The sequence below is a fragment of the Hahella sp. HNIBRBA332 genome, from assembly GCF_030719035.1.
Classification (GTDB): domain Bacteria; phylum Pseudomonadota; class Gammaproteobacteria; order Pseudomonadales; family Oleiphilaceae; genus Hahella.
The window spans coordinates 2,574,035-2,598,628 of sequence record NZ_CP132203.1 but is presented as its reverse complement, the minus strand read 5'-3'; the positions used below and the strand labels follow the sequence as shown (position 1 = coordinate 2,598,628).

Annotated in this window: 22 protein-coding genes and 2 pseudogenes; 16 read left to right on the top strand and 8 right to left on the bottom strand. The window is 51.7% G+C overall.

From position 1 onward, the window contains the following. Window positions 1–52: 52 nt before the first annotated feature. The 8 genes and pseudogenes from O5O45_RS11830 to O5O45_RS11795 all read left to right on the top strand — a co-directional run bounded on the left by O5O45_RS11830 (window position 53) and on the right by O5O45_RS11795 (window position 5,956). On the top strand, window positions 53–532 hold the full coding sequence (locus O5O45_RS11830) for a cupredoxin domain-containing protein (protein WP_305905428.1): 480 nt from the start codon (window positions 53–55) through the stop codon (window positions 530–532). 374 nt (window positions 533–906) lie between these two features. Next, window positions 907–1,074, top strand: coding sequence for a hypothetical protein (locus tag O5O45_RS11825; RefSeq protein ID WP_305905427.1), 168 nt, complete (start codon window positions 907–909; stop codon window positions 1,072–1,074). A gap of 64 nt (window positions 1,075–1,138) precedes the next feature. Beyond that, a complete protein-coding gene (locus tag O5O45_RS11820; protein ID WP_305905426.1) occupies window positions 1,139–1,567 on the top strand; it encodes a c-type cytochrome in 429 nt (142 codons plus the stop codon). A 726-nt stretch (window positions 1,568–2,293) separates the two neighbouring features. Beyond that, window positions 2,294–3,157: a leucine-rich repeat domain-containing protein gene (locus O5O45_RS11815; RefSeq protein ID WP_305905425.1), complete on the top strand. Its 864-nt coding sequence runs from the start codon at window positions 2,294–2,296 to the stop codon at window positions 3,155–3,157. A gap of 133 nt (window positions 3,158–3,290) precedes the next feature. Continuing rightward, window positions 3,291–3,978, top strand: a pseudogene (locus O5O45_RS11810) (IS5 family transposase). 446 nt (window positions 3,979–4,424) lie between these two features. Next, on the top strand, window positions 4,425–4,946 hold the full coding sequence (locus O5O45_RS11805; RefSeq protein ID WP_305906202.1) for an NUDIX hydrolase: 522 nt from the start codon (window positions 4,425–4,427) through the stop codon (window positions 4,944–4,946). Further along, complete coding sequence (locus tag O5O45_RS11800) at window positions 4,930–5,643, top strand: lysozyme inhibitor LprI family protein (protein WP_305905424.1); 714 nt, start codon at window positions 4,930–4,932, stop codon at window positions 5,641–5,643. Before O5O45_RS11805 ends, O5O45_RS11800 begins: the two co-directional genes overlap by 17 nt. A gap of 4 nt (window positions 5,644–5,647) precedes the next feature. Then, window positions 5,648–5,956, top strand: a complete 309-nt coding sequence (locus tag O5O45_RS11795) for a hypothetical protein (protein ID WP_305905423.1) — start codon at window positions 5,648–5,650, stop codon at window positions 5,954–5,956. Window positions 5,957–5,989: 33 nt separating this feature from the next. On the opposite strand, the gene O5O45_RS11790 is transcribed toward O5O45_RS11795, so the two are convergent. Further along, the gene (locus O5O45_RS11790; protein ID WP_305905422.1) at window positions 5,990–6,451 is read right to left on the bottom strand and encodes a pyridoxamine 5'-phosphate oxidase family protein; all 462 of its coding nucleotides are present in this window, start codon (window positions 6,449–6,451) and stop codon (window positions 5,990–5,992) included. Between the two features lie 187 nt (window positions 6,452–6,638). On the opposite strand from O5O45_RS11790, the gene O5O45_RS11785 reads away from it, so the two are divergent. The 4 genes from O5O45_RS11785 to O5O45_RS11770 all read left to right on the top strand — a co-directional run bounded on the left by O5O45_RS11785 (window position 6,639) and on the right by O5O45_RS11770 (window position 12,342). After that, complete coding sequence (locus tag O5O45_RS11785) at window positions 6,639–7,280, top strand: protein phosphatase 2C domain-containing protein (RefSeq protein WP_305905421.1); 642 nt, start codon at window positions 6,639–6,641, stop codon at window positions 7,278–7,280. Between the two features lie 278 nt (window positions 7,281–7,558). Continuing rightward, window positions 7,559–8,839: a YncE family protein gene (locus tag O5O45_RS11780; protein WP_305905420.1), complete on the top strand. Its 1,281-nt coding sequence runs from the start codon at window positions 7,559–7,561 to the stop codon at window positions 8,837–8,839. 477 nt (window positions 8,840–9,316) lie between these two features. Continuing rightward, window positions 9,317–11,434: a trypsin-like serine protease gene (locus O5O45_RS11775; RefSeq protein ID WP_305905419.1), complete on the top strand. Its 2,118-nt coding sequence runs from the start codon at window positions 9,317–9,319 to the stop codon at window positions 11,432–11,434. A gap of 200 nt (window positions 11,435–11,634) precedes the next feature. Then, window positions 11,635–12,342, top strand: a complete 708-nt coding sequence (locus O5O45_RS11770) for a Crp/Fnr family transcriptional regulator (protein ID WP_305905418.1) — start codon at window positions 11,635–11,637, stop codon at window positions 12,340–12,342. Window positions 12,343–12,347: 5 nt separating this feature from the next. On the opposite strand, the gene O5O45_RS11765 is transcribed toward O5O45_RS11770, so the two are convergent. Then, entirely contained in the window at window positions 12,348–12,878 is a 531-nt protein-coding gene (locus O5O45_RS11765; RefSeq protein WP_305905417.1) for a DUF7482 domain-containing protein, read from the bottom strand. Between the two features lie 90 nt (window positions 12,879–12,968). Continuing rightward, window positions 12,969–13,436, bottom strand: coding sequence for a copper chaperone PCu(A)C (locus O5O45_RS11760; RefSeq protein WP_305905416.1), 468 nt, complete (start codon window positions 13,434–13,436; stop codon window positions 12,969–12,971). A 207-nt stretch (window positions 13,437–13,643) separates the two neighbouring features. Here O5O45_RS11760 and O5O45_RS11755 point away from each other — a divergent pair, with 207 nt between their 5' ends. Continuing rightward, on the top strand, window positions 13,644–14,129 hold the full coding sequence (locus tag O5O45_RS11755) for a hypothetical protein (protein ID WP_305905415.1): 486 nt from the start codon (window positions 13,644–13,646) through the stop codon (window positions 14,127–14,129). A 129-nt stretch (window positions 14,130–14,258) separates the two neighbouring features. Here the strand turns inward: O5O45_RS11755 and O5O45_RS11750 are convergent, their stop codons facing one another. From O5O45_RS11750 to O5O45_RS11740, 3 genes are all read right to left on the bottom strand, one after another. Continuing rightward, entirely contained in the window at window positions 14,259–14,993 is a 735-nt protein-coding gene (locus O5O45_RS11750; RefSeq protein ID WP_305905414.1) for a PEP-CTERM sorting domain-containing protein, read from the bottom strand. 440 nt (window positions 14,994–15,433) lie between these two features. Next, entirely contained in the window at window positions 15,434–18,529 is a 3,096-nt protein-coding gene (locus O5O45_RS11745; RefSeq protein ID WP_305905413.1) for an ImpA family metalloprotease, read from the bottom strand. A 409-nt stretch (window positions 18,530–18,938) separates the two neighbouring features. Then, window positions 18,939–19,496 carry a CAP domain-containing protein gene (locus tag O5O45_RS11740; protein WP_305905412.1) on the bottom strand — a complete coding sequence of 186 codons (558 nt, stop codon included), beginning with the start codon at window positions 19,494–19,496 and terminating at the stop codon, window positions 18,939–18,941. A 239-nt stretch (window positions 19,497–19,735) separates the two neighbouring features. Here O5O45_RS11740 and O5O45_RS11735 point away from each other — a divergent pair, with 239 nt between their 5' ends. Next, a complete protein-coding gene (locus tag O5O45_RS11735; protein ID WP_305905411.1) occupies window positions 19,736–20,590 on the top strand; it encodes a MerR family transcriptional regulator in 855 nt (284 codons plus the stop codon). 75 nt (window positions 20,591–20,665) lie between these two features. Here the strand turns inward: O5O45_RS11735 and pntB are convergent, their stop codons facing one another. Both pntB and O5O45_RS11725 read right to left on the bottom strand, forming a co-directional pair. Then, a complete protein-coding gene (gene pntB, locus O5O45_RS11730; protein ID WP_305905410.1) occupies window positions 20,666–22,042 on the bottom strand; it encodes a Re/Si-specific NAD(P)(+) transhydrogenase subunit beta in 1,377 nt (458 codons plus the stop codon). A 12-nt stretch (window positions 22,043–22,054) separates the two neighbouring features. Beyond that, window positions 22,055–23,581 carry a Re/Si-specific NAD(P)(+) transhydrogenase subunit alpha gene (locus tag O5O45_RS11725; protein ID WP_305905409.1) on the bottom strand — a complete coding sequence of 509 codons (1,527 nt, stop codon included), beginning with the start codon at window positions 23,579–23,581 and terminating at the stop codon, window positions 22,055–22,057. A 226-nt stretch (window positions 23,582–23,807) separates the two neighbouring features. Here O5O45_RS11725 and O5O45_RS11720 point away from each other — a divergent pair, with 226 nt between their 5' ends. Further along, on the top strand, window positions 23,808–24,107 hold the full coding sequence (locus O5O45_RS11720; RefSeq protein ID WP_305905408.1) for a transposase: 300 nt from the start codon (window positions 23,808–23,810) through the stop codon (window positions 24,105–24,107). 89 nt (window positions 24,108–24,196) lie between these two features. Then, window positions 24,197–24,514: pseudogene (locus O5O45_RS11715) on the top strand (IS3 family transposase); the annotation flags it as partial. Window positions 24,515–24,594 lie beyond the last annotated feature (80 nt).

Sequence of the window (24,594 nt, the reverse complement as noted above, 5' to 3'; positions counted from 1 at the left end):
ACCGTGCGGTCAATTGAACAATTTCTTAAGCAAAACCAAGACAGAAGAGAAAATGATGTTAGTAAAAAACTGGATGATCGGCGCTCTAATGATGAGCGCCAGCGTAACTGTCGCTGCATCGGGCAGCCATGATCACTCTCACCACCATAAAGCGAAAGCGTCGCCGGCCGGCGCGCCCGGCGACGCCGCCAAGGTAAGCCGTACTATCGCAATAAAAGCCTCCGACACAATGAAGTTTGAGCCGGGCGACATCGAGGTCAAGGCGGGAGAAACCGTGAAACTGGTTATTACTAATGTGGGGCAGGTGCGCCACGAGTTCTCTGTCGGCACTGAAGATGAGCACCGAGCCCACGGCGAAATGATGCGCGCCATGCCGGATATGAAACACGACGACGGCGCTTCCATCTCTCTTGAGCCAGGCGAAAGCCGCGAAATCGTATGGGCCTTCGCCAGCGCCGGAACCTTCGAAATGGCCTGCAACTTACCCGGGCACTATGAAGCGGGAATGCGTGGCGATGTGATGGTGGAATAACGCTGCCGCAAAAAAGCAACATAACCGCGCAGGGATGCGCGATGTAACGGCTTGCTGTCGAGTCTGCCGCGGCGAAAAGTGATAAGCTGAAAGACGTTGTTTTTTTATTAAGCTATAGCGTCATACATATCATGCACACACTGGAAATATATAGCGCCCCCAATTCTAGAGACAAAGCCAGATCCTTTGCTGACTACAAGATCGGCAATATCAGATTGGCCAAACATCTCGGGATAAATAACGATTTCAGCGCTATTGAAGTTGACCCTGATTATGCGAAGCAGCTACTGCTTAGAATGCCTTCATGTCTGGCGTCAGGACGAGTTCCCCTCTATGTGTGCGGCTGTTGCGCGGACTTGGGCTGCGGCGCAGTAATGGTAAAGGTTGAAGATCTGGGTGACCGCATAAAATGGAGCGACATTGGCTGGGAATCGGACTGGGGACAAGGCTTTAGCCAGAATGACTGGATGAAAAGAACCGGCCCTTTCTATTTCGACAAGACGGTTTATATCTCCGCCTTGCGGGTTTATTCGATGCGTTGAGGTCGCGAATGGACCGTTTATTTAGAAAGAGCACGAGACCATCAATCGTGACACGGGAAGAGCTATGAAAAAAGCAATACAGGCCGTCAGCATCATCGCCTTTGCGCTACTGGCCGCGTGCACAGAACCCCAAACAGACACCGGTCGTTGGTACACCAAAGCCCAGGCGGAAGCAGGCAAAATGTTGTTTGAAGCCAATTGCGGCATGTGTCATGGGCGACGCGCGCAAGGACTGGCGGAGAATTGGAAAAAGCCGGACGCGAGTGGACATTATCCGCCTCCGCCGTTAAACGGAACGGCGCATGCGTGGCACCATCCCATGGAAACCCTGCTGGCGACGATCGAAAACGGCGGCGCACCGGTGGGGGGCGTGATGCCGGCCTTCGGCGACAAGTTCAATCAGGAACAGAAACTGGCGTTGGTCGCCTATTTCCAAAGCCTGTGGCCGGACGATATCTACCAGCAATGGCGAGAAATCGACGAACGCAATTAAATCGCTGCAATTCCTATAAACAACGAGATTACGAAGACGCTACCCGCTACAATGCCGCCCGCAAAACAAGCGCAGCATGGTGCGATGAGGTAATGAACTGCAAACGCTCCTGCTGAACTTGATGACGGTGATTAGGGAAAGTGGATCGGTAGTGCATGTATTTAGCGGTATTTTTTGTTGTTATCAGTGTATTGGGCAAAAGTACCTAAATAAAATTAATCTTATAGTCCTGTCCAAACTTTGACAGGGCATCGGTGACTGACTCCTTCAGTCTCTCGAGTGGTCAAGATCTTATCGTAGATAGGAATTGGGCGAATGCATCGACCATAGACCGGATAGTGTTTGGGGAGGATATATCTCCAGAGGACCTGTGGTTTATCCAAAATGGACTTGATTTAGAAGTTTTCCTACTTGGTAATTTGAACGATAAAATTAGAATCCATAATTGGTATGGTGGCGATCGAAATAAAATAGAATAGATACATGCAGGTGATTCTATGATCTCTTGTAATGCTGTGAAAAAGTTAGTGGATGCTATGTTGACTATTGATGCTCCTCTAGAAGGCGATATTGTTCTTTCAGAAATTGAGAGAGAAAATTGACATTTCGATTGCCTCTTTATGGCTAACCTGTGAGTTAGCCTTCTATTTAACAAGGCGTGGGAGTGTGGCTCTCACGGCCTTGTTTTATATCCTTGAGTGTCTATAGGTATTCAAAGGTGGTCGAATGAAAGTTAGAGTGGCTGTTATTATCTCTTTTATCTTTGGGCTCGCTTTTCTTGGTTTTATATTTTTTCCTGATGAAGTGGGTGGAGATGATGATTTCTTACTGTGCTTAAAAAAAATAAATTCGGTAAGAGCTTCGCAAATTTATGATGGTGCAAAAGGTATCATTAATTGTTCGTATATGGGATTGGAAGAGATTTACTATGACAAAGGCTTGGAGCTTTTTCGGTTTATTGATTTAAAAAATAATAAAATATCAGATATCTCTCCTTTGGGTGAGTTGAAATCACTAAAAATACTCATGCTTGAAGATAATGAAATAGAAGATATATCTCCTTTGAATGGGTTGACGAATCTTACGGATCTTTATGTTCTCAACAATCCTATTTTGAGCTTGAGAGGCGTATGCTCTTCAGAGAGTAAAATAAAGAACCTTAATTTCAGTGGCAGAAGGATTTCAGATTTTACGCCATTGAATAAATGTCGCCATATAAAAAGCCTGCAAATGATCAATGTGAATCTTGAAAGTATGGATGATCTCTCGGAGATAGGAGCTACTCTGGAGGTCTTGTGGATAGATGGCGCGCCACTTTCGAACATTCAGGCGCTTGAACGATTTTATGGATTGAAATCATTGTTGATTAAGAATACGGAGATATCTGACTTAAGACCAATTTCTAAAGTGAGCTCTTTGGAAAAATTGGTTCTGACTAATAATAATGAAATTCAAGATATAATGCCCCTGCTAGAAGCAAAAAATCTTAAATCAGTTGCCTTAACGGGAAGTGATAGTGTCAACTGTAATCAAGTAACCATGCTGAAAAAAAGAGGGGTGGATGTTATGCCACCTGAAGTCTGTAAATAAAGATGTTTTTGATGAGTTTCGTGTGTACGTGGACTTTTCGGTATGAAAAGTATTGATAGAAGAGACTGAAGCGAGGGGGGAAGGAATACTGAATAGTATTTTGGTAACTTTAGGATAAAAACTCCGAGTTTGGATAGAGCGAATATATCACAAGCCCACCCTACGAATGATGGTGGAAGGCATGTTGTATCGAATACGAACTGGCTGCCCCTGGCGAGACTTGCCAGTGCAGTTTGGGGACTGGAATTCGGTGTTCAAAAAGTTCAATGCCTGGTCTACCCAGGGCAAGTGGTTGAAGATCTTCCGGGCCTTGATCCGCGAGCCGGATTTGGAATGGGAGTTCATTATAGCAGCTATGTGAAGGCTCATCAGCACAGCGCTGGAGCTTGTACGGAAGAGCCTCAGGCGATTGGTAAGAGTCGGGCAGGAATACCAAGAAAGTGCATCTGGCCGTGGATGCATATGGTCTTCCAGTGGAATTTGAGATCACCGGAGGCGAGGTCAATGACTATACGGCGGCGGAGTTGATTGACAAGCTTCCCTCGTCAGAAGCGATTGTCGGAGACAAAGGCTACGACAGTGAACGAGTGCGGGAACAGATCGAAAGGAAGGGGCCCAGGGCCGTGATACCGAGAAAGTGAAACTCAGTCAAAGGCAATGGCGATATGGATTGGGGGGTATATAAGTATCGCCATCTGGTGGAGAATGCCTTTGCCCGACTCAAGCACTACCGTGCTGTCGCGACAAGGTATGACAAGCTGAAGAGAAATTATGAAAGTATGGTAGCCATGGCTTGTGGGTATTTATGGCTGCCGATGTGAAACGTCAACAGGCCCTAGGCATTTCAGTATTTTCTGTTCTCGCAATCCCCAGCGTCAGTAAATGGGTTCACACAGATTTTTCAAATACGAAAGTGTTCCTTGTACCATTGATAGGCGTTGCATGCGTTTATGGCGTTTATGGGCTCTGCCGGTTGCGTATGAGGGGGAACGTTATCTAAGCTCGTTGACGTTGAGTGTGCAGACGCCGTATGAATCTACTGCGGTGATTTCCCCCAAATTAGGCGCCCCATTAAGCAATCAAACTACGTAATCAAATCCCCAAAACTCATTTATTTAAACTACGGGCTTGCCAGACTTTCACTCGCTACAATGCCGTCCGCCTGGATAAATCGACGAGGACGTTGTCCTGATGATTGATTTTTGGATGCGGATTGATCAGTCTCAAGTGACTTAATAATCATTACAAGAGGTGTAGTCCAGTGGATATTAAGTACTGCAGTCAATGCGGAGGTTCGGTCAGTCTGGCCACTCCCTCCGGCGATAGTCATTCCCGTCATATCTGCGATCAGTGCGGATTCGTTCATTATCTGAATCCCAAAGTCGTGACTGGCTGTCTGGTGTATCAGGGCGACAAAGTGCTGTTATGCAAGCGGGCCATTGAGCCGCGGTTGGGGATGTGGACCGTGCCGGCGGGATTTATGGAGAATGGCGAGAGCACCCGGGACGCCGCAAAGCGGGAGACCATGGAGGAATCCGGCGCCATCGTGGCGATGCAGGATTTGTTTCTGGTGGCGAATCTGCCGCACGCCAATCAGGTATATATGCTTTATCTGGCGGAGCTGAAGGATACGGGGCCTCATGGTCCGGAGACCTCGGAGGCGCAGCTGTTTAATAAAGATGATCTGCCTTGGGAAGAGGTCGGCTTCTATACCGTAAAATACGCATTGATGCGTTTTTTCGAAGATTTGGATAAAGGTAAATTCAGCTTACATGAAATTGATTTCTAAGCTGTGCAGATATGGATTTGTGTCCATCGGCGCGGCATTCCTGTTTTTTGACGGCGCGATATGCGCCGCAGCCAGTTTTGATTGCGCTCAAGCGGCGTCCAGCGTTGAAACGCTGATATGCGAAGACGAAAACCTGTCCAGTCTGGATGAACAGCTGGCCGCTGCATATAAACAGGCCAGAGAGTTACAGTTCGGAAAAGAGATAAAGTTCAGCCAGACACTATGGTTGAAAGAAACACGCAACGCTTGTGCTGACGTGGAGTGTCTGCGCAACGCCTATGAGCGACGCATTCAGCTGCTGGGCAAGTTAAAGGGCATGCCGGGCTTATTCCGCGCCAGATATGAGCGCCAACTGGTGGGCGAGGTGGATGCGCCGGAGGTTTCCGACTATCTGGAAGTCAACAGCGATAACGGCGGCGTGCTGCAATTCGCCTATGAGTCTAATCATGCGAATGGCCACAGTTGTAGTGTTGAAGGCGAAGCACTGCAGGCGAAAAGCGGCGTATATGAATACCATGACCTGGATGTGGGCCAATGCCTGTTCCGCATCTATCTGGAAGAGGAATCTCTGGTGTTTGAGGATATCGACGGCGCCTGTCGCACCTATTACTGCGGCGCCAGAGGCTTTATTGCGAAAGACCGTTTCGCCATTGAGTCGCCGAAGCCTTTGCAGGTTCTAAGTGGGGAGAAACCCTGAAGAAATGATAGATTTCAGTGGCCGGGATGAACACGCTAGGGAAGTCATGGAGCATTATGCTCAGCGATACGGCAACCCCTTTATCGTAAGCCTTTCACAAAGCTCCGCATCGGTCGCGACGCCGGCGCAAGCAACTGAACTGGCGGAGTTCTTCTGGTGGATGCTGGACCAATCCATCGCAGATAGCGAGGATGGAAAACTCTACGATGTAAATGCTCCGTTCTGGGTGGAAAGGCTGATGACGATCATCAGTGGTTATTTGAACACATTGGGCTTTGATCAGGAGTGGGATTCGGTGTGTGATCAGGCCTGAAGATTCGACAGCCCCTCAAGCAGTAGCTATTAATTAACCTGTCTCCACTTTCACGCCATAGGCCTTCATCGCGCTTTCAATCTGCTGTTCGACGTTTCTCTCAGGAAAAAGCAGGTAGCTTGGGGCGAGGAGGTTAGCGGACTTGAAGACGCTGACTTCAAAGATATTTTTGATAGGGAAGCTCTCTCCCGCCAATGTTTTCAGTTTGGCCAGATAGTCTTCCCATTCCGGATCCGCCGGTTCAATTACCTTGGCTTTCCCCTTTATCTTGCAGCCTCTTTGCTCAAAGACATCGATATAGCTGACGCAAACTCTGGGATTATCGCGAATATTGCGCTCGCTGGTGGGAGAGGCGATGTTGGCGATCAATAGTGTTGCGGGATTTAAGGCGAGGAAAATCTCTTTTGGCGAGACATTGGGTTCACCCTCTCGACTTGATGTAGCCAGCCAGCAAAGTACGCTTTTATTGGCGTATTCTTGAATATCCAGTTTCACAAGTTAGTCCATCCTAATATGTAGCGTCACTGCCGCTTACTTTCCGTTCGATAGTTAAAAAACCGTCAACAAAAAACAGTGGAGCGAGCTTTTCCCTTCGTGAGATTGCCAAGCTTTAACAGAAACGACGGTTAGAGGGCGATTATACTTTTGCAAAGAAAAGCCCATAAAATTCAATCATATTCCCGTGTATAACGCCATCATGGATGTATTCACCCGCCCGAACATTACCCACCATTTAGAAGCGCCGTCCGCAAACGGTGAAGACGCTCTGTTTGTCTGTGAAAAAGACGGTTGCATCTGGTTCTGCATCGCTGATGGAGCCGGCGGTCTGGCCGGTGGAAGGGAGGCTTCACGCTATGTGGTTGATGCATTCTCTCGGTTGCTTGACGAAGAAGAACTGCATTCGCCAGATGACTTTGAGCGTCATTTACGGCGTTGGGACCGGGATATCGCAGCGATGTCTCTGACAGGCGAGACGACGGCGGTGATTGGTAAAGTCGTCAATGGTGAGGTGATTGGCGCCAGTGTCGGCGACTCTCAATGTTGGTTGTTTCACCCTGAATTTGTGTATGAGCTGACCCAGCTGCAAGGCCGCAAGCCGTTGTTGGGGAGTGGCGAAGCAGTTCCTATCGGTTTTGGTCCGATGGCCTTCTTGGGAGTATTGATTGTCGCCAGCGATGGGTTTTTCAATTACGCCCCTTTAGCGCAAATCAAACCGTTGGCGTACTCCAATGACGCGACGGCGCCTCAGTTCGCCGATTTGGCGCGTAATCAAAGCGGGGCTCTGGCGGATGATTTATCGATTATTGTGATTCGCCAGCCGTAAACGTTGCTCTCATGCTTGAACTGTTCTTGCATCAATCTCTCGTTCTCATCTCGCCGCTCAACTCCTGAACCATACCCTCAACGGAAAAGTCGGAAAGGCGACAGTATCGCTCTGCTGAGTGCAGTTAGTGTTAATCGGGTTGAGCTTATTTGAACTCTGTTCATATCAGGCGGTAGTTGTTTTCGCTGTCTGTGAATGAGCTCTTTCACATCATTGCTGGAGAAGTGAGCCGTACCAGAAAGACCTAATAAAGCATGCAAGATCAAGGAGCTGAAACAATGCGCAAGAATAAAACGGGTCTGGTTAAGGCGGTAAACGCCAAGGGGAACATTCGCGGCTTGGGCCTGAAGAAGCGATTCAAAAAACTGGCGTTAAGTGTGACTGCCATTGCGCTGGCTTTGGCCGCTTCCGGCTTGGCGGGTGCGGAGACGTCAACCGCCGCTCCGGAAATGCGGGATGTGTTATTGGTGGGGAACGCGCAAAGCGGGACCGTGAGCTTTATTGATCCGCACACCTTTCTCAATTTGGGCTCGGTGAACGTCACGGAGGATAAAGAAGAGCGCATCAGCGAAATGGGCATTCTGAAGCTGCTGTACGATGCGTTTATTAATGAAAACGGCGGCGAACGCAATGTTGACGACGTTTTTCTGTCGCCGGAAGGGACGGTGTTGTATGTCTCCCGGGGCTATCTGGGAGACGTGGCCGCGTTTGATCTTACCGCGCCGGGACATCGCATGCTGTGGCGGCATCCTGTGCCGGGATTTCATGCGGACCATGCGGCGCTATCCCCTGATGGCGGGACGCTGGTTGTTTCCGACTCCACGTCAAAGAAAGCCTTCCTGATTGACGCTGTTACAGGTAGGCGCACTGGTGAATTCGCCACGGGGGATTTTCCCCATCAAAACGATTTTTCCCCTGACGGTAAGCGCATCTACAACACCAGTATTGGCAACGTATTGCTGCCTCACGCTTTGAACTTTATGAAAGGGGAACGGTCATTGCGCATTGTCGATGCGGAGTCGCTGCAATTGCTGCGTACTATCAAATTTCCCCAGGGCGTTCGTCCCAACGTGTTTACGCCGGATGAGAAAACCCTTTACGCCCAGCTTTCCTATTTGCGCGGATTCGTGAAGGTGGATCTGGAGCAGGGCGCTATTACTCATACGGTGGAATTGCCAGCCAGCGAATTCGGCAAAGCCAACTATCCCAATTACGACGATTTCCCGAAAAACTCGGCGCATCATGGCCTGGCGCTGTCCGGCGACGGTAAGAAGCTCTGTCTGGCGGGAACCATCGATAATTATGTCGCAATTGTTTCCACGCAAACCCTGACCACAGATCGCATTATGGATGGCTATGATCTTCCATACTGGGCTACCACCAGCTCCGATGGCTCATATTGCTTCGTCTCTAATAGCGTGGAGGGCACGGTCGGTGCGTTTGACTACGACACTACCCAGGAAGCCGCCCGCATCCCCGTCGGCGAGTTCCCGCAACGCTCCCGGATGGGGAAAGCCCCGCAATCCGTGCTGAACAGTCTGGACCCAGTACAGGGATAACCTGCTTTCCATACCCGACGCCGCGATCAATGCGGCGTCTTTATAAACATTGTTCTGATAATTGTTCGCAACGAGCAATTTTCTCTTTTCCGTCAAGCACATATCGCCTCAAACCCGAGACACAATCACATAGTTGCATATCCCTTTTTCTTATCGGATTTCGCCGCTTAAATGATGCATTAGAGTCTAGTCTCATTTGTATCGACCCTGGCTGAATCCCTTGTCGTTTCTGGCCTTGGCGGAAGCCTTGCAGGCGCCGCGGGTAGGCCCTGGTTCCTAGCATATCTGTCCGAATTGTAGGCCACTTTGTGAGCGTGTTAGCTTGGTCAGGCTGGGCGCCGATTTGGTTTGCAGTTGCGGGAGCGTCGTTGTGTCCCGAAATAGGCGTTCAGAATCAAGCAGGGAGCCGTTGTCAGAATAATCTAGAAGAAGCTGCCTGATGTTATTAACACCAATCGCCAATGAACTGATAGAACTATGAAACCGTTTCAAAAGAACCTGCTGGCAGGGATGATTGCCGGCCTCACCTTTAGCGGCGCGAGCTACGCGAACCCAGGCGCGCCGGAAGATCTAAGCGTATATCGCAATTTGACGCCCAAGATCGTCGGCGGTGAAGACGCCGTCGAGGGCGAATTTCCCTTTATGGTGTATCTGCAATACAACGGCGGCCAATGGTGCGGCGCGTCGGTGATAGATGATTATTATGTGCTCACAGCTGCGCACTGTACCGCCGGCATTTCCGCCGAAAGCTTCAAAGCCGTCATCGGTCTGCACGATCAGAACGACATGCGTGACGCGCAGAAAATCCAGGTAGTGGAGGTGATCAATCACCCGGAGTTTAATGAACAGACTCTGGAAAACGATATCGCCTTGTTGAAGCTGTCGGAAAAAGTGGACGAGAAGTACACCCGTATTACTCTGGGCGACCCCAATGACATTATGCCCGGCAGCGACGTAACAGTAATCGGCTGGGGCGCATTGCGCGAAGGCGGTGGCTCCCCGGACATCCTGCAGAAAGTGGATGTGCCGGTGGTGTCTATCGATGAGTGTCGCATGGCCTACGGCGACGGCGCTATCTATGACTATAACCTTTGCGCGGGGCTGGAGCAGGGCGGAAAAGACTCCTGTCAGGGCGACTCAGGCGGTCCTTTGTTTGTTAATCAGGCCGGCGAATTCCGTCAGCTGGGTATCGTTAGCTGGGGCGATGGTTGCGCAAGACCAGGAAAATACGGTGTATACACCGCTGTGCCCAGCTTCAAGGAGTGGGTGGCCTCCTATGTCGGCGGCGACACGCCTGACCCCGGCGATCCGGATGATCCAGACGGACCCGATGACGGCGATGGCGACGACGATAACGTACTGGGCAACGGTAAGCCGATTGAGGATTTGAGCGGCGTATCCGACAGCAAGGTTTATTACTCCGTCGAAGTGCCTGAAGGCGCCAAGCAGCTTTCCGTCAAGATTGAAGGCGGCCGCGGGGATGTCGACCTGTACGTCAGAGCGGAAGAAGAACCGACGTTAACAGAATATGATTGCCGTCCCTACAAGAATGGCAATGAAGAGGTTTGTGACGATCTGGTGGTGAGACCTGGCGTGTATCATATTATGTTGCACGGTTACTTGCGTTATAGCGGCGTGACGTTGACCGCCTCTTATGACGATGACTCGACTGATCCAACAGATCCAACAGATCCAACAGATCCAACAGATCCAACAGATCCAACCGATCCAACCGATCCAACTGATCCAACTGATCCAACTGATCCAACTGATCCAACCGATCCAACCGATCCGACTGATCCAACCGATCCGACTGATCCAACCGATCCAACTGATCCAACTGATCCAACTGATCCAACTGATCCGACCGACCCAACTGATCCAACTGATCCAACCGATCCAACCGATCCAACCGATCCAACCGATCCAACCGATCCAACCGATCCGACTGATCCAACCGATCCGACTGATCCGACTGATCCGACTGATCCAACCGATCCGACTGATCCAACCGACCCAACTGATCCAGTCGATCCGGACGATCCTGGATTTCCGACAGATCCAAATGACCCTAATGATCCTAACGAGCCAGGTGAACCAACCGATCCGACGGACCCAACTGATCCGACAGATCCAACGGACCCGACCGATCCCGCTAATCCAGACGATTGTGAGCTGACCGAATCGCAAAAAGCCCTGTTGGAAGCGCATAACCAGGCGCGTAGCGAGGGCCGTAACTGTGGTTCAGCCTACTTCCCGGCTGCGGAGCCGTTGGTGTGGAACTGTAAGCTGGGCGCAGCGGCGACCAAGCACACTGAAGATATGGTGAACAACAACTTCTTCAGTCACACCGGTTCTGACGGTTCTCAGGTAGGCGACCGCACCCGTGCGGAAGGCTATAACTCCTGGCGCGTAGGCGAGAACATCGCAGCGGGTTATGAGTCTACACAGCAGGTTATGGCAGGGTGGCTGAAGAGCCCGGGTCATTGTTCCAATATCATGGGAGCGGAGTACACCGAAATGGGCGCGAAGAAAGTGAGCACGTCCTCGGCCAGTTATCCGCATTACTGGACCTCCGTGTTCGGCGGAGAATAAGTCCAGCCTTCACACCGCGCCGCCTGGATTTTCCGGCGGCGCGGTCTTTTTCACTTGTTCTTACTCCCTTTCTGAATACCCGCCCTTTGCGACGGTCACTCCAACGATAAACGCGCAATTGACAACGAATTTTTGTAAGATCAGAGCCTGAATCGCGCAAAATTTCATTGCCATCAACCCAAAATAATAAGCGCTGCGCCATGCCTGACAAGCTGTCCACCCACGAGTATTACGACCTGCTAAACCGCGGAGCCTGGTTTCGCGCTATTCCTGAAGACTTAAAGTCAGACCTGCTGAATCTGTCGCAAATGAAAGCGCTTCGAACGGGGGAGTTTCTGTTTCGACGCGGCGACAAGCCTGCCGGTATTTACGCTGTGGTGAAAGGTTCGTTAAGAGTCACTGGCGTCAACGAAAGTGGCAAAGAGGCGATTCTGGCCTTTGTGGAGCCCCCCAACTGGTTTGGAGAAATCGCCCTGTTTGACAGACTGGACCGCACTCACAGCGCCCTGGCGGAGACCCCGACGACCTTGTTGCATATGCCGCAAAAAGGTCTGGAAACACTGCTGGCGGCGAAGCCGCATTTCTGGCGGGACTTCGGTGTGCTGCTTTGTTTCAAATTGCGCCTGGCGTTTCGCGCGGTGGAAGACGCCACGCTGCTGCCGGCGCCTTTGCGATTAGCGCGCCGACTGGTGGTGATGGCGGAGGGCTATGGCGACTTCAGCGGACAGGCGCGACGCGTGATACACATTCAGCAGGAACAATTGGGGATGATGCTGGGGGTGTCCAGACAGACGGTTAACCAGATATTGAAAGAACTGGAGCAGAAAGGGCTTATCGCCACGTCCTATGGTGAAATCCAGATCCTGGATATGGATGAGCTGAAGTCACAGGCAGGCATGCTGGAATAGCGCAATCACCATTCGTAGCGGTCAATGCGTTCGCCCTGGTATGGCGCCACGGGGCAATTCACCACAATGTCTGTACGATGAATTTCCAGCTTTCCCTGACTCTCCGCCACGAAAACCTGCTCCTCAGATTTCAGTTCCACGGGAGTAACGCCGGCTTTCCAGACGACCTCATACATTAGCCATAAGAGGCTGTATTGCATATTGACGCTTTGCGAATCCAAAGGCTCTGGCGCGGAGGGAAATATGCTGGGCTGCTCGAAGTTTCGGATCCGATAGACCCTTTCCAGAACGGTACGGACCTGAGGCGGTTTGGGGTAATCTGGGATCGCGTCTTTCAAGCGGGGAGCGTAATTAGCCTGCATTTTCTCCGCCATATCTTGATCGGAGACGTCCGTGGTGATGTAGTAGACGCGCTCGCCGTCGTACCAGGCGGGATGCACCGCCAGATTAATATAGGCGTTGTGTGCATTGGTATATCCCTGTCCCGCACAGCCGGGCAGGGCGAGGACGAAGACCCATATGGCGGTGCGCAGCATGACCAACTCCCTTGTTCGCATTCCTTTTCAGTGTAGACAAGGACGCGCTATTACGCCTGAATGAGAGTAAGGGTAGAAAACGGAGTCGTGTCAGGGACCCTCGTAAGAAATAGGTTTGACTTCAAACTCCACGGAAATCGCGCCGCCATCGGCAAGGTTCAGGGTGACGTTGACATGGTCGCCGGGAGTCAGCGGTCGTTGACGTTGCATCAGCATCAGATGCATGCCGCCGGGGGCGAAAGTGACATGGCTTGCCGCCGCCACATCAAGACCTTCTCCCATATGCTGCATGCTCATCTGACCGCTGTCGTTGACAGTCTGATGCATCATGACATGACCAAAATCCGCGCTTTCAGCGCCTGTTATAGTGATAGTCTGGTCAGATGAATTATTGAGGGTGAAGTAGCCCGCCATGGGAATGGTTCCCGGCGTAAAACGAATCCAGGCGTCGCTGGTCTCAATCGTCTTTTCCCCTTCATTTTGCGCGGAGACAAGAACTGGCGAGGATATCAGGGTGGTGGCGAGAAGAGCTTGGATCAGGCTTTTTTTCATCATCATTGAGAGATATCAAGTACGGTCACAGTATTGAGGCGGCTAATGATCTGGGTATTCAATCGGAGTTCAAGCCTAACACAGGGCGCTCACTGAGAAAATGTAGCGTTAACGCGGAGTTATGCGTCAAATTGTCGCTGGACAATTTCTGATCCGAAAGGCACACTGCGCGGCCATATCCTTCCCATCATCAACGCGAATGAGGTTTTGACGTTGCAGTTCAAGCGTTATTGGGTGCGGGGCGCAGCATTGCTCGCCTTGGTGTTGTTTTTGGCGTCGTTAAGCCTGTTGCGACAATGGTTCCCCAGCACGGCTTCTCTCGATATCGATCAATTCAAGAATATTCATTATATGCAAGCCACTGAATGTGCGCCTGGACAGGGCGAATGTCAGGTATCCGTAAACGAAGGCGATGTACGTTTCTCATTCGGTGATGAGCCAATTCATCCTTCGCGGGCGTTTCCGATTCGTCTCCAGTTACAGGGTATAAACGCGGAGCGAATCCGAGTCGACTTTGAGGGGGCTGATATGTACATGGGGTTGAATCAGGTCAAACTAACGCAAACTGCTAATGGCGTTTATCAAGGCGAGGGCTATCTGCCTGTGTGTATTACCGGGCGTATGCAGTGGCGAGCGACTGTCTTCATCGCCAGAGAAAGCGACACGCTGGCGCTGGTGTCGGAGTTTGTCACGGAGTAAGTAAAAACGTCCCTGTTCGGTTGTAGTTGGGAGTGGTGTAATAAGAGTGTAAAAAAACTCTACACTCTTCGCTGCGCCCTACACCTGTCACCCTGTTCTTATCGACTTACTTATACGAATCTGCAGAAATCAGGCTTTTTTACGACGGAGGCCCAGGCTCACCAAGCCTAATCCTAACATTGCCAACGTGCCAGGTTCCGGAACGCTTAAACCGCCTTCAATCACATCGTTAGCGCAAGTGGCGGCCCAACGGAGTCCCAGTGAGGTGGAAGAGCTCAGGTCAGTGATGCCCAAATCCGCAAGAGTCAATGTATAAGACAGGACGCCCATAGTTCCGACGGTGTTGCTGACGCCACTTAAATCTACACTGGAAGTTTCGCCGGCTACCAAAGTGGCTTTGCTGGTGTTAACGGCGACTTCCTGATTTTTTCTAACGCTGCTGCTAGTGCCGGAACTGACTAGCTGATCCATGTAATCAACCATGGACAGGCTGTAGAGATCGCCGGTAGAAGTGTCTAGAGCAAACTCCCATTTTTCACCATTGGTGATGTCATCGTCTTTGTAACGATCCGCTGCGTTGCCGAAGGGACTCCAGCCATCGACGCTAATGAATAAGTCACCATACTTGTGTCCGTACGAATCCGCGCCTTCGAAGAAGTTGGTGAATACGGATACATAGAGGTTGTCGCTGTCGTAGGTGACTTCCATCCGATCAACTTGATAAACATTGGGATCGCCAAAAACGTCGCCGTTGTATGAAAGGCCTGCCCCGTTGTAGCCATCGTTAATAGTGACTGCGTGTGCGCTGACTGCGGCTACGCTCAAAGACAGCGCGGTAAGGGCGTGCTTTATTTTTGAGGTCATAACCAACTCCTTTTCTTTTAATTTGTTTAGTTAGGTCTGAGTACATCACCGCTTTCTCACGCATTGGCTGTGCCAAAAATAAATTAACCTTATTTTTCAATGTGACAGATAGTCATCGAATAGTCCGTATTACCTAATCCGTAAAATTTACTGACATACAAAGGGGGGAGTCTGGGAAAACAGACATATCAAGACGCTTTATGATGCTTCTATAACTATATGAAAAATAGAGAATTAAACGATGTTCATAAAATGGCGGGGCGCTTTTACATGTCAGTGAGATCGGACAGGCTAACCCGGTTTTTAGAGGGTGGAACTATAAAATAGCTGACAACTGTTCGTTATATCGGACATCTGCGCTGGCGTGGTCGAAGAGAAAAGCGGCGCTTAGCGCCGCTTAAATAACCATCTGGTACTTGTCAGGATGACGGAGAAAGGTTTTACAGGCTGGGCCAGGTTTGCACGCCGTCCACTAAAATGCTCGACTTATCCAGGCCATAACAGAACTGGTCGCCGCCAGACGCATAGTACTTGCGGGGCGCCACAGGCAGGCTGAAGGAAGCGACCTGGGCTGACGCCTTGGCGCTGAACGGCAGCGCCCACATGGACAGGTAATCCCGGAAATCCAGGCCCGTGGCGTAGGACGCCGCGACGGTCATCCAGTCGTTGCTGTTGATGCTTTTTGCTTCCGCCAAGCTGTATTGAGAGAAGCCAAGATTGCTTCTCGCCGCCGACCAAGTCTCTTCGCTAGCTAATGCCGCATTGAAGTTGCGGTCGAGGATGTGCAGTCTGGGCAGCAGGTTCCAGCCGTCATTCAGTTTGCCCTCGCCCTGAGCGGTCATCATCATCTGTATGGTAATGCCCGCGCCGTTGGACCAGCCGGTTAACTTCTGGCTTTGCACATAGGCTTGAGGGTCGGATTTACTGACGGAATCACGCAGCACGTTGAACATGCTCTCAAAGGGCAGTGACTGACAGCTCGGATTTTTGCCGGTATCAAGGTAGTAATGCGACTTCGAGTAATAGGAATATGGATTGGTGCTTGCATGTCCTTCCCAACCATTGAAGCGGAAACGCCCGCGCTCTAGGCCATGTCCTAATTCGTGGATGTCGCCGTGCCCGATTGGGCTGAACTCCCAGTAAGCGTCATAGGGATTGCCGGAGCAACCGTAACCGCAGGTGGCCTGATCCGCATTCATGTGCTTCACGATATCGATATGCTCTATCTCCAGGCTATGCGCCGCCGCGAAATCGTGTATCTCCGCCACTACGTCAATGCCCGGGCCTTTGAAGCCGGCGAGAACATGAGGGAAGTTATGAATGTAACGCATGGTTCCCGCCGCTAAAGCTGCGCCGGTTTTCCAGTTTTCGTCCTGCATGGACTTACGCATTTTGTCTAGCTTGGAGTGCACTTCGAAGCCCGGCGTTACGAGTTCCGCCCAGTCATAGTCGCCCTGAGCCAGGGCCTGCTCGAAGCTGGCGTTATCTTCTTCGCCGTTCCAAAAGGGATGTTCGCCCACGTTCTCGAAACGGAAAGAAACATTTTTACCGTTGCTCCCAAACTCAATTTGCACAGGGCCTCCGTAAGTGGAGGTAAAGGTAATGCTCTCGCCGGACTTGATACAGAACTTCGGCGTCTGCAGGAATTTCGGACGGGTATATCCGTTCTTCTCAAACTGATGGGTGGCGCCGGAACGCTGTGTGTTGACAAAGATGGACGTGGCGACGTCGGCGTTGTCCAGGCGTGTCACTTTGACCGTATGACCGGGCAGGGCGTAGACGCCGGCGGCGCGGAAGTAACGTTTGCTTTCCATCTCTATGGTTTTAGTGACTGGAGAGACATGGTCGAAGTTGCTGCGGCTGAAGTTGCCCATGTCTTTCTGTGCCGGATTCAGTGCGCGATAGTTGTAGACTGAGTAGTCCGCGTACAGTGATTTCAGGAACGCATTATCTTCCGTCGTAATCTTGTCCATAGGATAGGTGGCGCTGGCGCGGTAGTGGTCGCCCAATAACGCCAGCAACTTCTGATAGCGTTTACCTTCGTTGGCGAAGATATCCGTTTTACTCTTGTCCAGGTTGGACATGATACTGCGTACTTCGTCTGCGCCTTCAAAGAAACCGGCCTTCAGGCCGCTGACGGCGGAGCAGTTTTCGCCATCGCAGGCGGACCAATCGAAGGCGTAGTCTTCGCTTTCAAAGTGGGTCAGCATGGTCTTTACTTTCGCAACGCTCTCTGGGATTACGCCCATATCGTCGATGGAGTCATAACCGCTCAGATACAGTCTTTTCCAGTAGTTGTCCTCTTGGTAAGACACGTTAAACAGTGTGAAGAGTTTGCCGCCCAAGCTGGTTAAATTACCGTCCCAGTGTAAATACAGTACAGGCGTTCCCTTGGCCATGGCGGCGGCAACCGTCGCAGTGACGGCGTCAACATCCGCTTCTTCGCTTTTTTGGGAAATAATCAGCAGGTCAGGATTTTCATTGAGGCAGTTCGCCAGCTTGGCGCCATCACAATCTCCCTGTGCGTTGTAGCTGACGCTTTCGCCATAGCGCTGATCCAGCCACTTGCGCACGCCGCTGGCGTCATGAAACCAGTAGCTTTCATCCATTTGCGCCATGACCAGCTTCAGAGGCTGGGTGTCGAAGTTATTTCTACCGGTCAGCCACACGATGGCGTTCTTCATGAACTGATGCATTTGCTCATTGGCGCTGCCGCGATCACGCATGGGATTGCCGCCGAGGACCATGTAACGCGCATCGTCTTCGCCGATGACGCCAAAACCGCGGTTATAAACGGTTTTTCCTTCATTGGCGGCATTGGATATTAAAATGGCTTCGTTCTCGCCGAACATGGCGCTTAATTGCGCCGCATCGTGAGTTGGATCCCAATCAATGGCGGTGAGGCTATCGCTTGTAGCGGTTCCATCGGTATTCAGTTGAAATAGATCGATGCGGGCCTGAGCAAAGCGGGTGCGGTTATTCTCTATGGTCCTTAACGCGGCGGACGCCAGATCGCGGCTGTTTTCGACGACCATTGCATTGCCCGTGCGAATAGCTTGCTCTACTGGGTTGAAGGCGACTTCCAGGTCAAACTTCAAGTCGGCGCTTTTTTTTCCGTCGGATACGCGAATGACTATGCCTTTAGCCATGCCCAAGTCATCTGCGTCAGGGGAGCCTGAAACCTTGCCTGTAGCGGCGTCGATTGTCATCCAGGCGGGACCGTTCATTAACTGAAAAGAGAGCGTATCGCCTTCCGCGTCGCTGACGGTTGGGGTGAAGCTGAAGGGCTCGCCTTCTTTGGCGGCCGGGCTTGGAGTTCCGGAAATAGTTGGGGCCTGATTGTCGTCCGTATCGGAGCTGCCGTCGCCGCTGTCGGACCCTGTGTCGTCGGAATTATTTCCGCCGTCAACTTCTGCTCCATTGTCGCCGCTGCCGTTATTGCCGCCGGTCTTGGCGTTGTCGTCAGATCCGCAGCCGGTCAAGGCGATGGCGCTTAACAGGAGTATCGATCCGGCTAAAGGATGAAACCGCAACATCTTATATCCTCGTTTTCTACATTGGCGTTGATCAAAAAACCCGCAATATTACGTTGGCGTAGAAACGCGGGCCATAAGTGGCGTGACAACAATTATAAAATGTGAAGGCGCGCCAATTTATATGTAATTATTTGTGTATTTATGTTTTATTAAATTACTGTTTTTGAACCAAACTTAACAAACGGTCTGTAAACGCATGGTATTGATGCGATATTTAAAATATCGCATTTAAAAACAGATAATTAGAGAGATATAAATAAAGAGTTAAAGAGGATAAAACATATCCATTGGAGGATCAGTCAGCCAAAAACATTAAATTAAATTAGTTCTTTTGGCCTAATTAATGTTGTATTTAGTCGAAAAGTGATTTCGTTATAAATTAATTGTGACGGCGTTGGCGTAATAGGTGTTATCTACGCCCGAAAACCGTGGTCCAGTAGTTGGGGTAGTCTGCGCCGGATGCATCTATTCTGGCGGCGCCCATTTCCGTGTAGTTCTTGCTCATGATATTGGCGCAGTGCCCGGGGCTGTCCAGCCAGCCTTGCATGACTTGCGAGACCGAGCCGTAACCCGCCGCGATATTTTCTCCGACAACTTGATAGAAATACCCTTGATACTTCACCCGCGCGCCGACGCTGAGGCCATTGGAGCCGGTGTGGTCGAAGAAATTGTTGTCCGCCATGTCGCTGCTATGGGCGTTGGCGGCAGTGGCGAGTTTGCAATTCCATGTCAGCGCAGGCGCTCTGTCATAATTTTTATCTCCGCAAGAACGCGCCTGTGCGCGAGCCTGGTTGTGCGCCTTGAGCAACTGCTTGTCTAATTCCGTCATTTGGCATGCCGTGGGGGAAGCGTCGTCGCTTCCGTCGTCCGCAACACTATCGCCGCCAGTTCCTCCAGAGCCGCCGCAGCCTGCAAGGGAAAGGGCTCCAGTCAGCAGCAGGATAGGGGCGATGTTGTTAAATTGCATTCAAGACTCCTCTCGACATAATACTTTTGCTTTAACGGACGGAGATACGGCGGTCCTTGCTCTATGAATCAATAAAATAAAACATCTACTTAAAGCGATCATTAAGCCAAATAGGGTGTTTTATTAGTGCTTTGGGATGAGTCCTTTTTGGTATATAAAAGTTGAGGATGGATTTGTTCTTTCTGGGCCAGGCTTGACCTTACCCTTGGGGGAAGCTTCAAGCTGCAGGCGAGCATTCATTGACGGAGTTGAGACATTACATGCTGACGATAGGGCAGATGGCCCGTCTATTCGATGTATCCACCAAAACCTTGCGCCATTACGAGAGCGCTGGCGTGTTTCATCCTGCGGTATATGGTCGTGAAAACGGATATCGCTATTATGCGCCGTCGCAAATCGACGAGCTGCAACGCATTTTATGGCTACGCGATATGGGGGTGCCGTTGGAAAGCATTCGCAGTCTCAAGGAGCAGGGGGCGTTGAGCGATGAGCATGTATTGCGCAGCAAGCTGTGCGGGCACGCCACCGGGCTGGAGCGTGAAATCGAAGATAAGCGCAAGCTTCTCAATGAATTGCTGATTTACCTGAGGCAACCCATTATGGAGAACAATAGTATGAATTCGACACAAGGCGCAGCGGTCAAGCCGCAAGTCAAAGAGCTTCCCGCATTCACCCTTATTGGCATGGAGTATCGTAGCTGCGACGCCAGGGATTCTATTCCCATGCTGTGGGGACGTTATTTACCCAGAGAGGATGAAATCCGCGGCAGGGTTAATCATGAGGTGTCTTACGGGCTGTGTCTGCCGCTGGAAGATGGCGAGTTTCGTTATATCGCCGGCGTGGAAGTAGAGGCGGGGAGTCCGGTTCCCCAGGGCATGGTGTCTGTTGAGGTGGCGGCGGCGCGTTACGCCGTTTTGACTCATACCGGACCGGTTGCAGGGCTCAACACCACCTTCCGCAAAGCCTGCTCCCGAGATTTGCCGGAAAGCAATCTGGAAAGAATCGAAGGCCCCGACTTTGAGCTTTACGACAGACGATTCATGGGGCCCGACAGCCCGGATTCTCAAGTAGATATCTATCTGACTATCGCGTGAATAACGTGATGCGTTCGTAATGTTGACTCAGCTCAACAGGCGCTTTAGGGCGAACCTGTTGAGCTGAATACGCTATCAAATTGCCTTCAGAATGGCGTCGACGCTGGCTTTGGCGTCGCCGAACAACATAAAGGCGTTTTCGCGGAAAAACAGCGGATTCTGAACACCGGCGTAGCCTGCGTTCATACTGCGTTTGAATACGATAACGTTCTTCGCTTTCCATACTTCCAACACCGGCATGCCCGCCAGCGGACTCCCTGGATTTTCCGCAGCGGCGGGATTCACCGTGTCATTGGCGCCGATCACCAAGACCGTATCTGTTTCCGGAAAATCCTGATTGATTTCGTCCATCCCCAGGACGATGTCATAAGGGACTTTCGCCTCCGCCAGCAGTACGTTCATATGCCCGGGAAGGCGTCCCGCCACGGGATGAATGCCGAAACGGACTGCCACGCCATGCTCACGCAACTTTTGCGTGATTTCATAAATCGGATGCTGCGCCTGCGCTACCGCCATACCGTATCCGGGAGTGATGATCACGGAGTGCGAGCCTTTCAGCATGTCCGCAACGCCTTCCGCATTAATCTCCTGCGGCTCGCCGTACTCCGCATCCGCGTCTTCAGGGGCGGGATCATTACCGAAACCGCCGGCGATGACGCTGATAAAAGAGCGGTTCATCGCCTTGCACATGATGTAGGAAAGAATCGCCCCTGAAGAGCCTACCAGGGCGCCGGTGATGATCAGCAGATCGTTGGACAGCATGAAACCCGCCGCCGCAGCAGCCCATCCTGAATAGGAGTTGAGCATCGAAATGACCACGGGCATGTCCGCGCCGCCGATAGATGACACCAAATGCCAGCCGATGAACAAGGCGATCAATGTCATCAGAATCAAGCTGAAACCGCTGCCGCCGGCTTTGACGAAATACAGCATGAGCAAGAAGGAAACGACGCCCGCGCCCAGGTTGATCTTATGACGATGGGGCAGCATGAGGGCTTTGGAGCTGATCGATCCCCGTAGCTTTCCAAAAGCGACAATTGAGCCGGTAAAGGTGACTGCGCCGATAAAGACGCCGAGGAATATTTCGGTCAGATGAATGCTCAACAGCGCACCGCTTAGGGGACCATGCTCCAGATAACTATTGTAGCCGACCAGAACTGCGGCGAGCCCGACGAAGCTGTGCAGGATCGCCACCAGTTCAGGCATTTGCGTCATTTCCACCTTTAAGGCGACTTTAACGCCAATCACGGCGCCGACGGCCATGGCGAGAATAATCAACCAGACGGTGGACACCTGTGGACTGGCGATCGTGGCCAGCAACGCCAGCGCCATGCCAATGATACCGTAGAGGTTGCCGGTTTTTGCGGTCTCCTGCTTGCTGAGGCCCGCCAGACTGAGAATGAACAGCACAGCGGAAATGATATAGGAGGCGGTGATTACACTGTATGACATGAGTCGCTCCTCCTATTTCCGAAACATTTTCAGCATGCGTTGGGTGACGACAAATCCCCCGACGATATTGATGGTCGCAATCAGTGTCGCTGCAGTGGCCATAAAGGTCACCAACAAGCTGTCGCTGCTGATTTGCAGTAACGCGCCGACGACGATAATGCCGCTGATGGCGTTGGTGACGCTCATCAATGGCGTGTGCAACGCATGAGTGACGCTCCAGACGACGTGGTAACCTACGATGCAGGCGAGAACGAAAACCGTAAAGTGAGATAGAAACTCCGAGGGCGCCGCGCTGGCTAGCCACAACAACGCCAGGGCTCCGGCAGCCTGCAAGCTATGTTTCAGGGAGTTCGACATCGGCTTTGACTTGGGTGGAGGCGGGGCGGCGGCCGCTTTCGGCTGTGGCGGCGCTGCGCTGACTTTGATCGGAGGCGGCGGCCAGGTTATCTCACCGTCTTTCACAACAGTGACGCCGCGAATGACTTCGTCATCAAAGTTGATGTCGACGGCTCCGTCTTTGTTTTTGCACAGCAGCTTCATCAAATTGACCAGATTGTTGCTGTACAACAGACTGGCCTGGGTGGGCAAGCGTGAGGGGAGATCGACATAGCCGACGATTTTGACTTCATGAATCTCCGCCATCTCGCCAGGCTGGGTGAGCTCGCAGTTGCCGCCATTGGGCGCCGCCAGGTCAACAATGACGCTGCCTGGGCGCATGGCTTTCACCATCTCCTCGGTGATCAGTTTTGGGGCTGGTTTGCCGGGAATCATGGCGGTGGTGATAATGATGTCCACGTCTTTCGCCTGTTCCAGGAACAGCTTCATTTCCGCTTCGATAAAGGCCTTGCTCATCACTTTGGCGTAGCCGTCGCCGCTGGAGCTTTCCTCTTCAATATCCACCTCAAGGAACTCCGCGCCCATGCTCTGGATCTGCTCTTTCACCTCGGGACGGGTATCAAAGGCGCGCACGATGGCGCCGAGGCTGCCCGCCGTGCCAATCGCCGCCAACCCCGCGACGCCGGCGCCGATGACCAGAATCTTGGCGGGTTGCACTTTGCCTGCGGCGGTGATTTGTCCGGTGAAAAAGCGACCGAAGTGGTGAGAGGCTTCCACCACCGCCCGATAACCGGCGATGTTGGCCATTGAACTTAACGCGTCCATGGACTGGGCGCGGGAGATGCGAGGGACTGAATCCATCGCCAGTACGGTGACGCTCCGTTGCGCCAGTTTCTGCAGTAATTCTTCGTGCTGGGAGGGCCAGATAAACCCGATGAGCGTTGCCCCGGGTTTCAGCAGTTCGACTTCATCGTCATTGGGTTCGTTTACCCGGAGGACAATATCCGCTCCCCAGGCTTCTTCTTTTGAAACGATCTTGGCGCCGACCTCTTCATACAAGCCGTCGCCGAAACTGGACAGCCAGCCGGCGTCGGCCTCAACCGCCACCGAAAACCCCAGTTTGATCAACTCCTCAACTGATTTGGGCGTCGCCGCCACACGCTTTTCATGAGGTCTACTCTCTTTGGGTATGCCTATTTGCATCGTCTTCCTCACTTTGTTGTTATTTCAATCCTTAGGCTGGATAACTCACAAGTGGCTATGGGTTAACCATAAGTCGTTCATTGTATACCCTTATTTTGGGATTGATGAGCGAATCTTGGGCTATGCCATTTTCTCTGGAGTGCAATAGTGGTCATAAGTCACTTGATCCTACCCACCAATGATAGACACCCTGTTAAGCGAGTAAACTACGCTACAGAGGTGAACTATGACCAAACAGAAAACAACAAACTCCAAATCTCGCCAACGTTATTCCGACGAGTACAAGGCGGAAGCCCTGACGCTAGCTCAACGTATCGGTGTGAGCGCCGCCGTAAGGCAATTGGGTCTGCACGAGTCACAACTTTACAATTGGCGCAGTAAAGCCCGACTGGCGCAGGATCGTGGCGAAACGGAACAGCAACTGGCCCAGGAAAACGCCCGCCTGAAGCGTCAGTTGGCTGAACAGGCGGAAGAGCTTGCCGTGTTAAAAAAAGCGGCGGCGTACTTCGCCAAAAGCGTGAAGTGAGGTACGCCTTTATGCACTCTCACACGAGCCTTTTCCGCGTCACTTGCATGGCGAGAGCGCTTCAGGTCTCAAGAAGCGGCTACTATGTTTGGCTCCATCGACAGAAAGCCCCTTCTCTGCGACGACAGCGTCAGCAATCCCTGGACATCCAGGTTGGGGCCGCTTTTGATAAAGCTAAAAAGCGTAATGGGGCGCCTCGGCTGACCAAAGACTTGGCGCAACAGGGAGTCCATGCTAACCGTAAAACGGTGGCCAGAAGCATGCAACGCTTGGGCTTGAGAGCGAAAGCCGCCAGAAAGTTTAAGGCCACCACTCACTCCAGGCATAGCCAGCCTGTGGCGGAAAACCTTCTTCAGCAGGACTTTAATGCAACGGAGATAAATCAAAAATGGGCGGGTGACATCAGTGTGCCGCAGCAAGCTGCGGGAGAGATGAGGGATTGTGACCCCTCGTCATCGGCATACAGGTGCTGATGACAAACCACCTT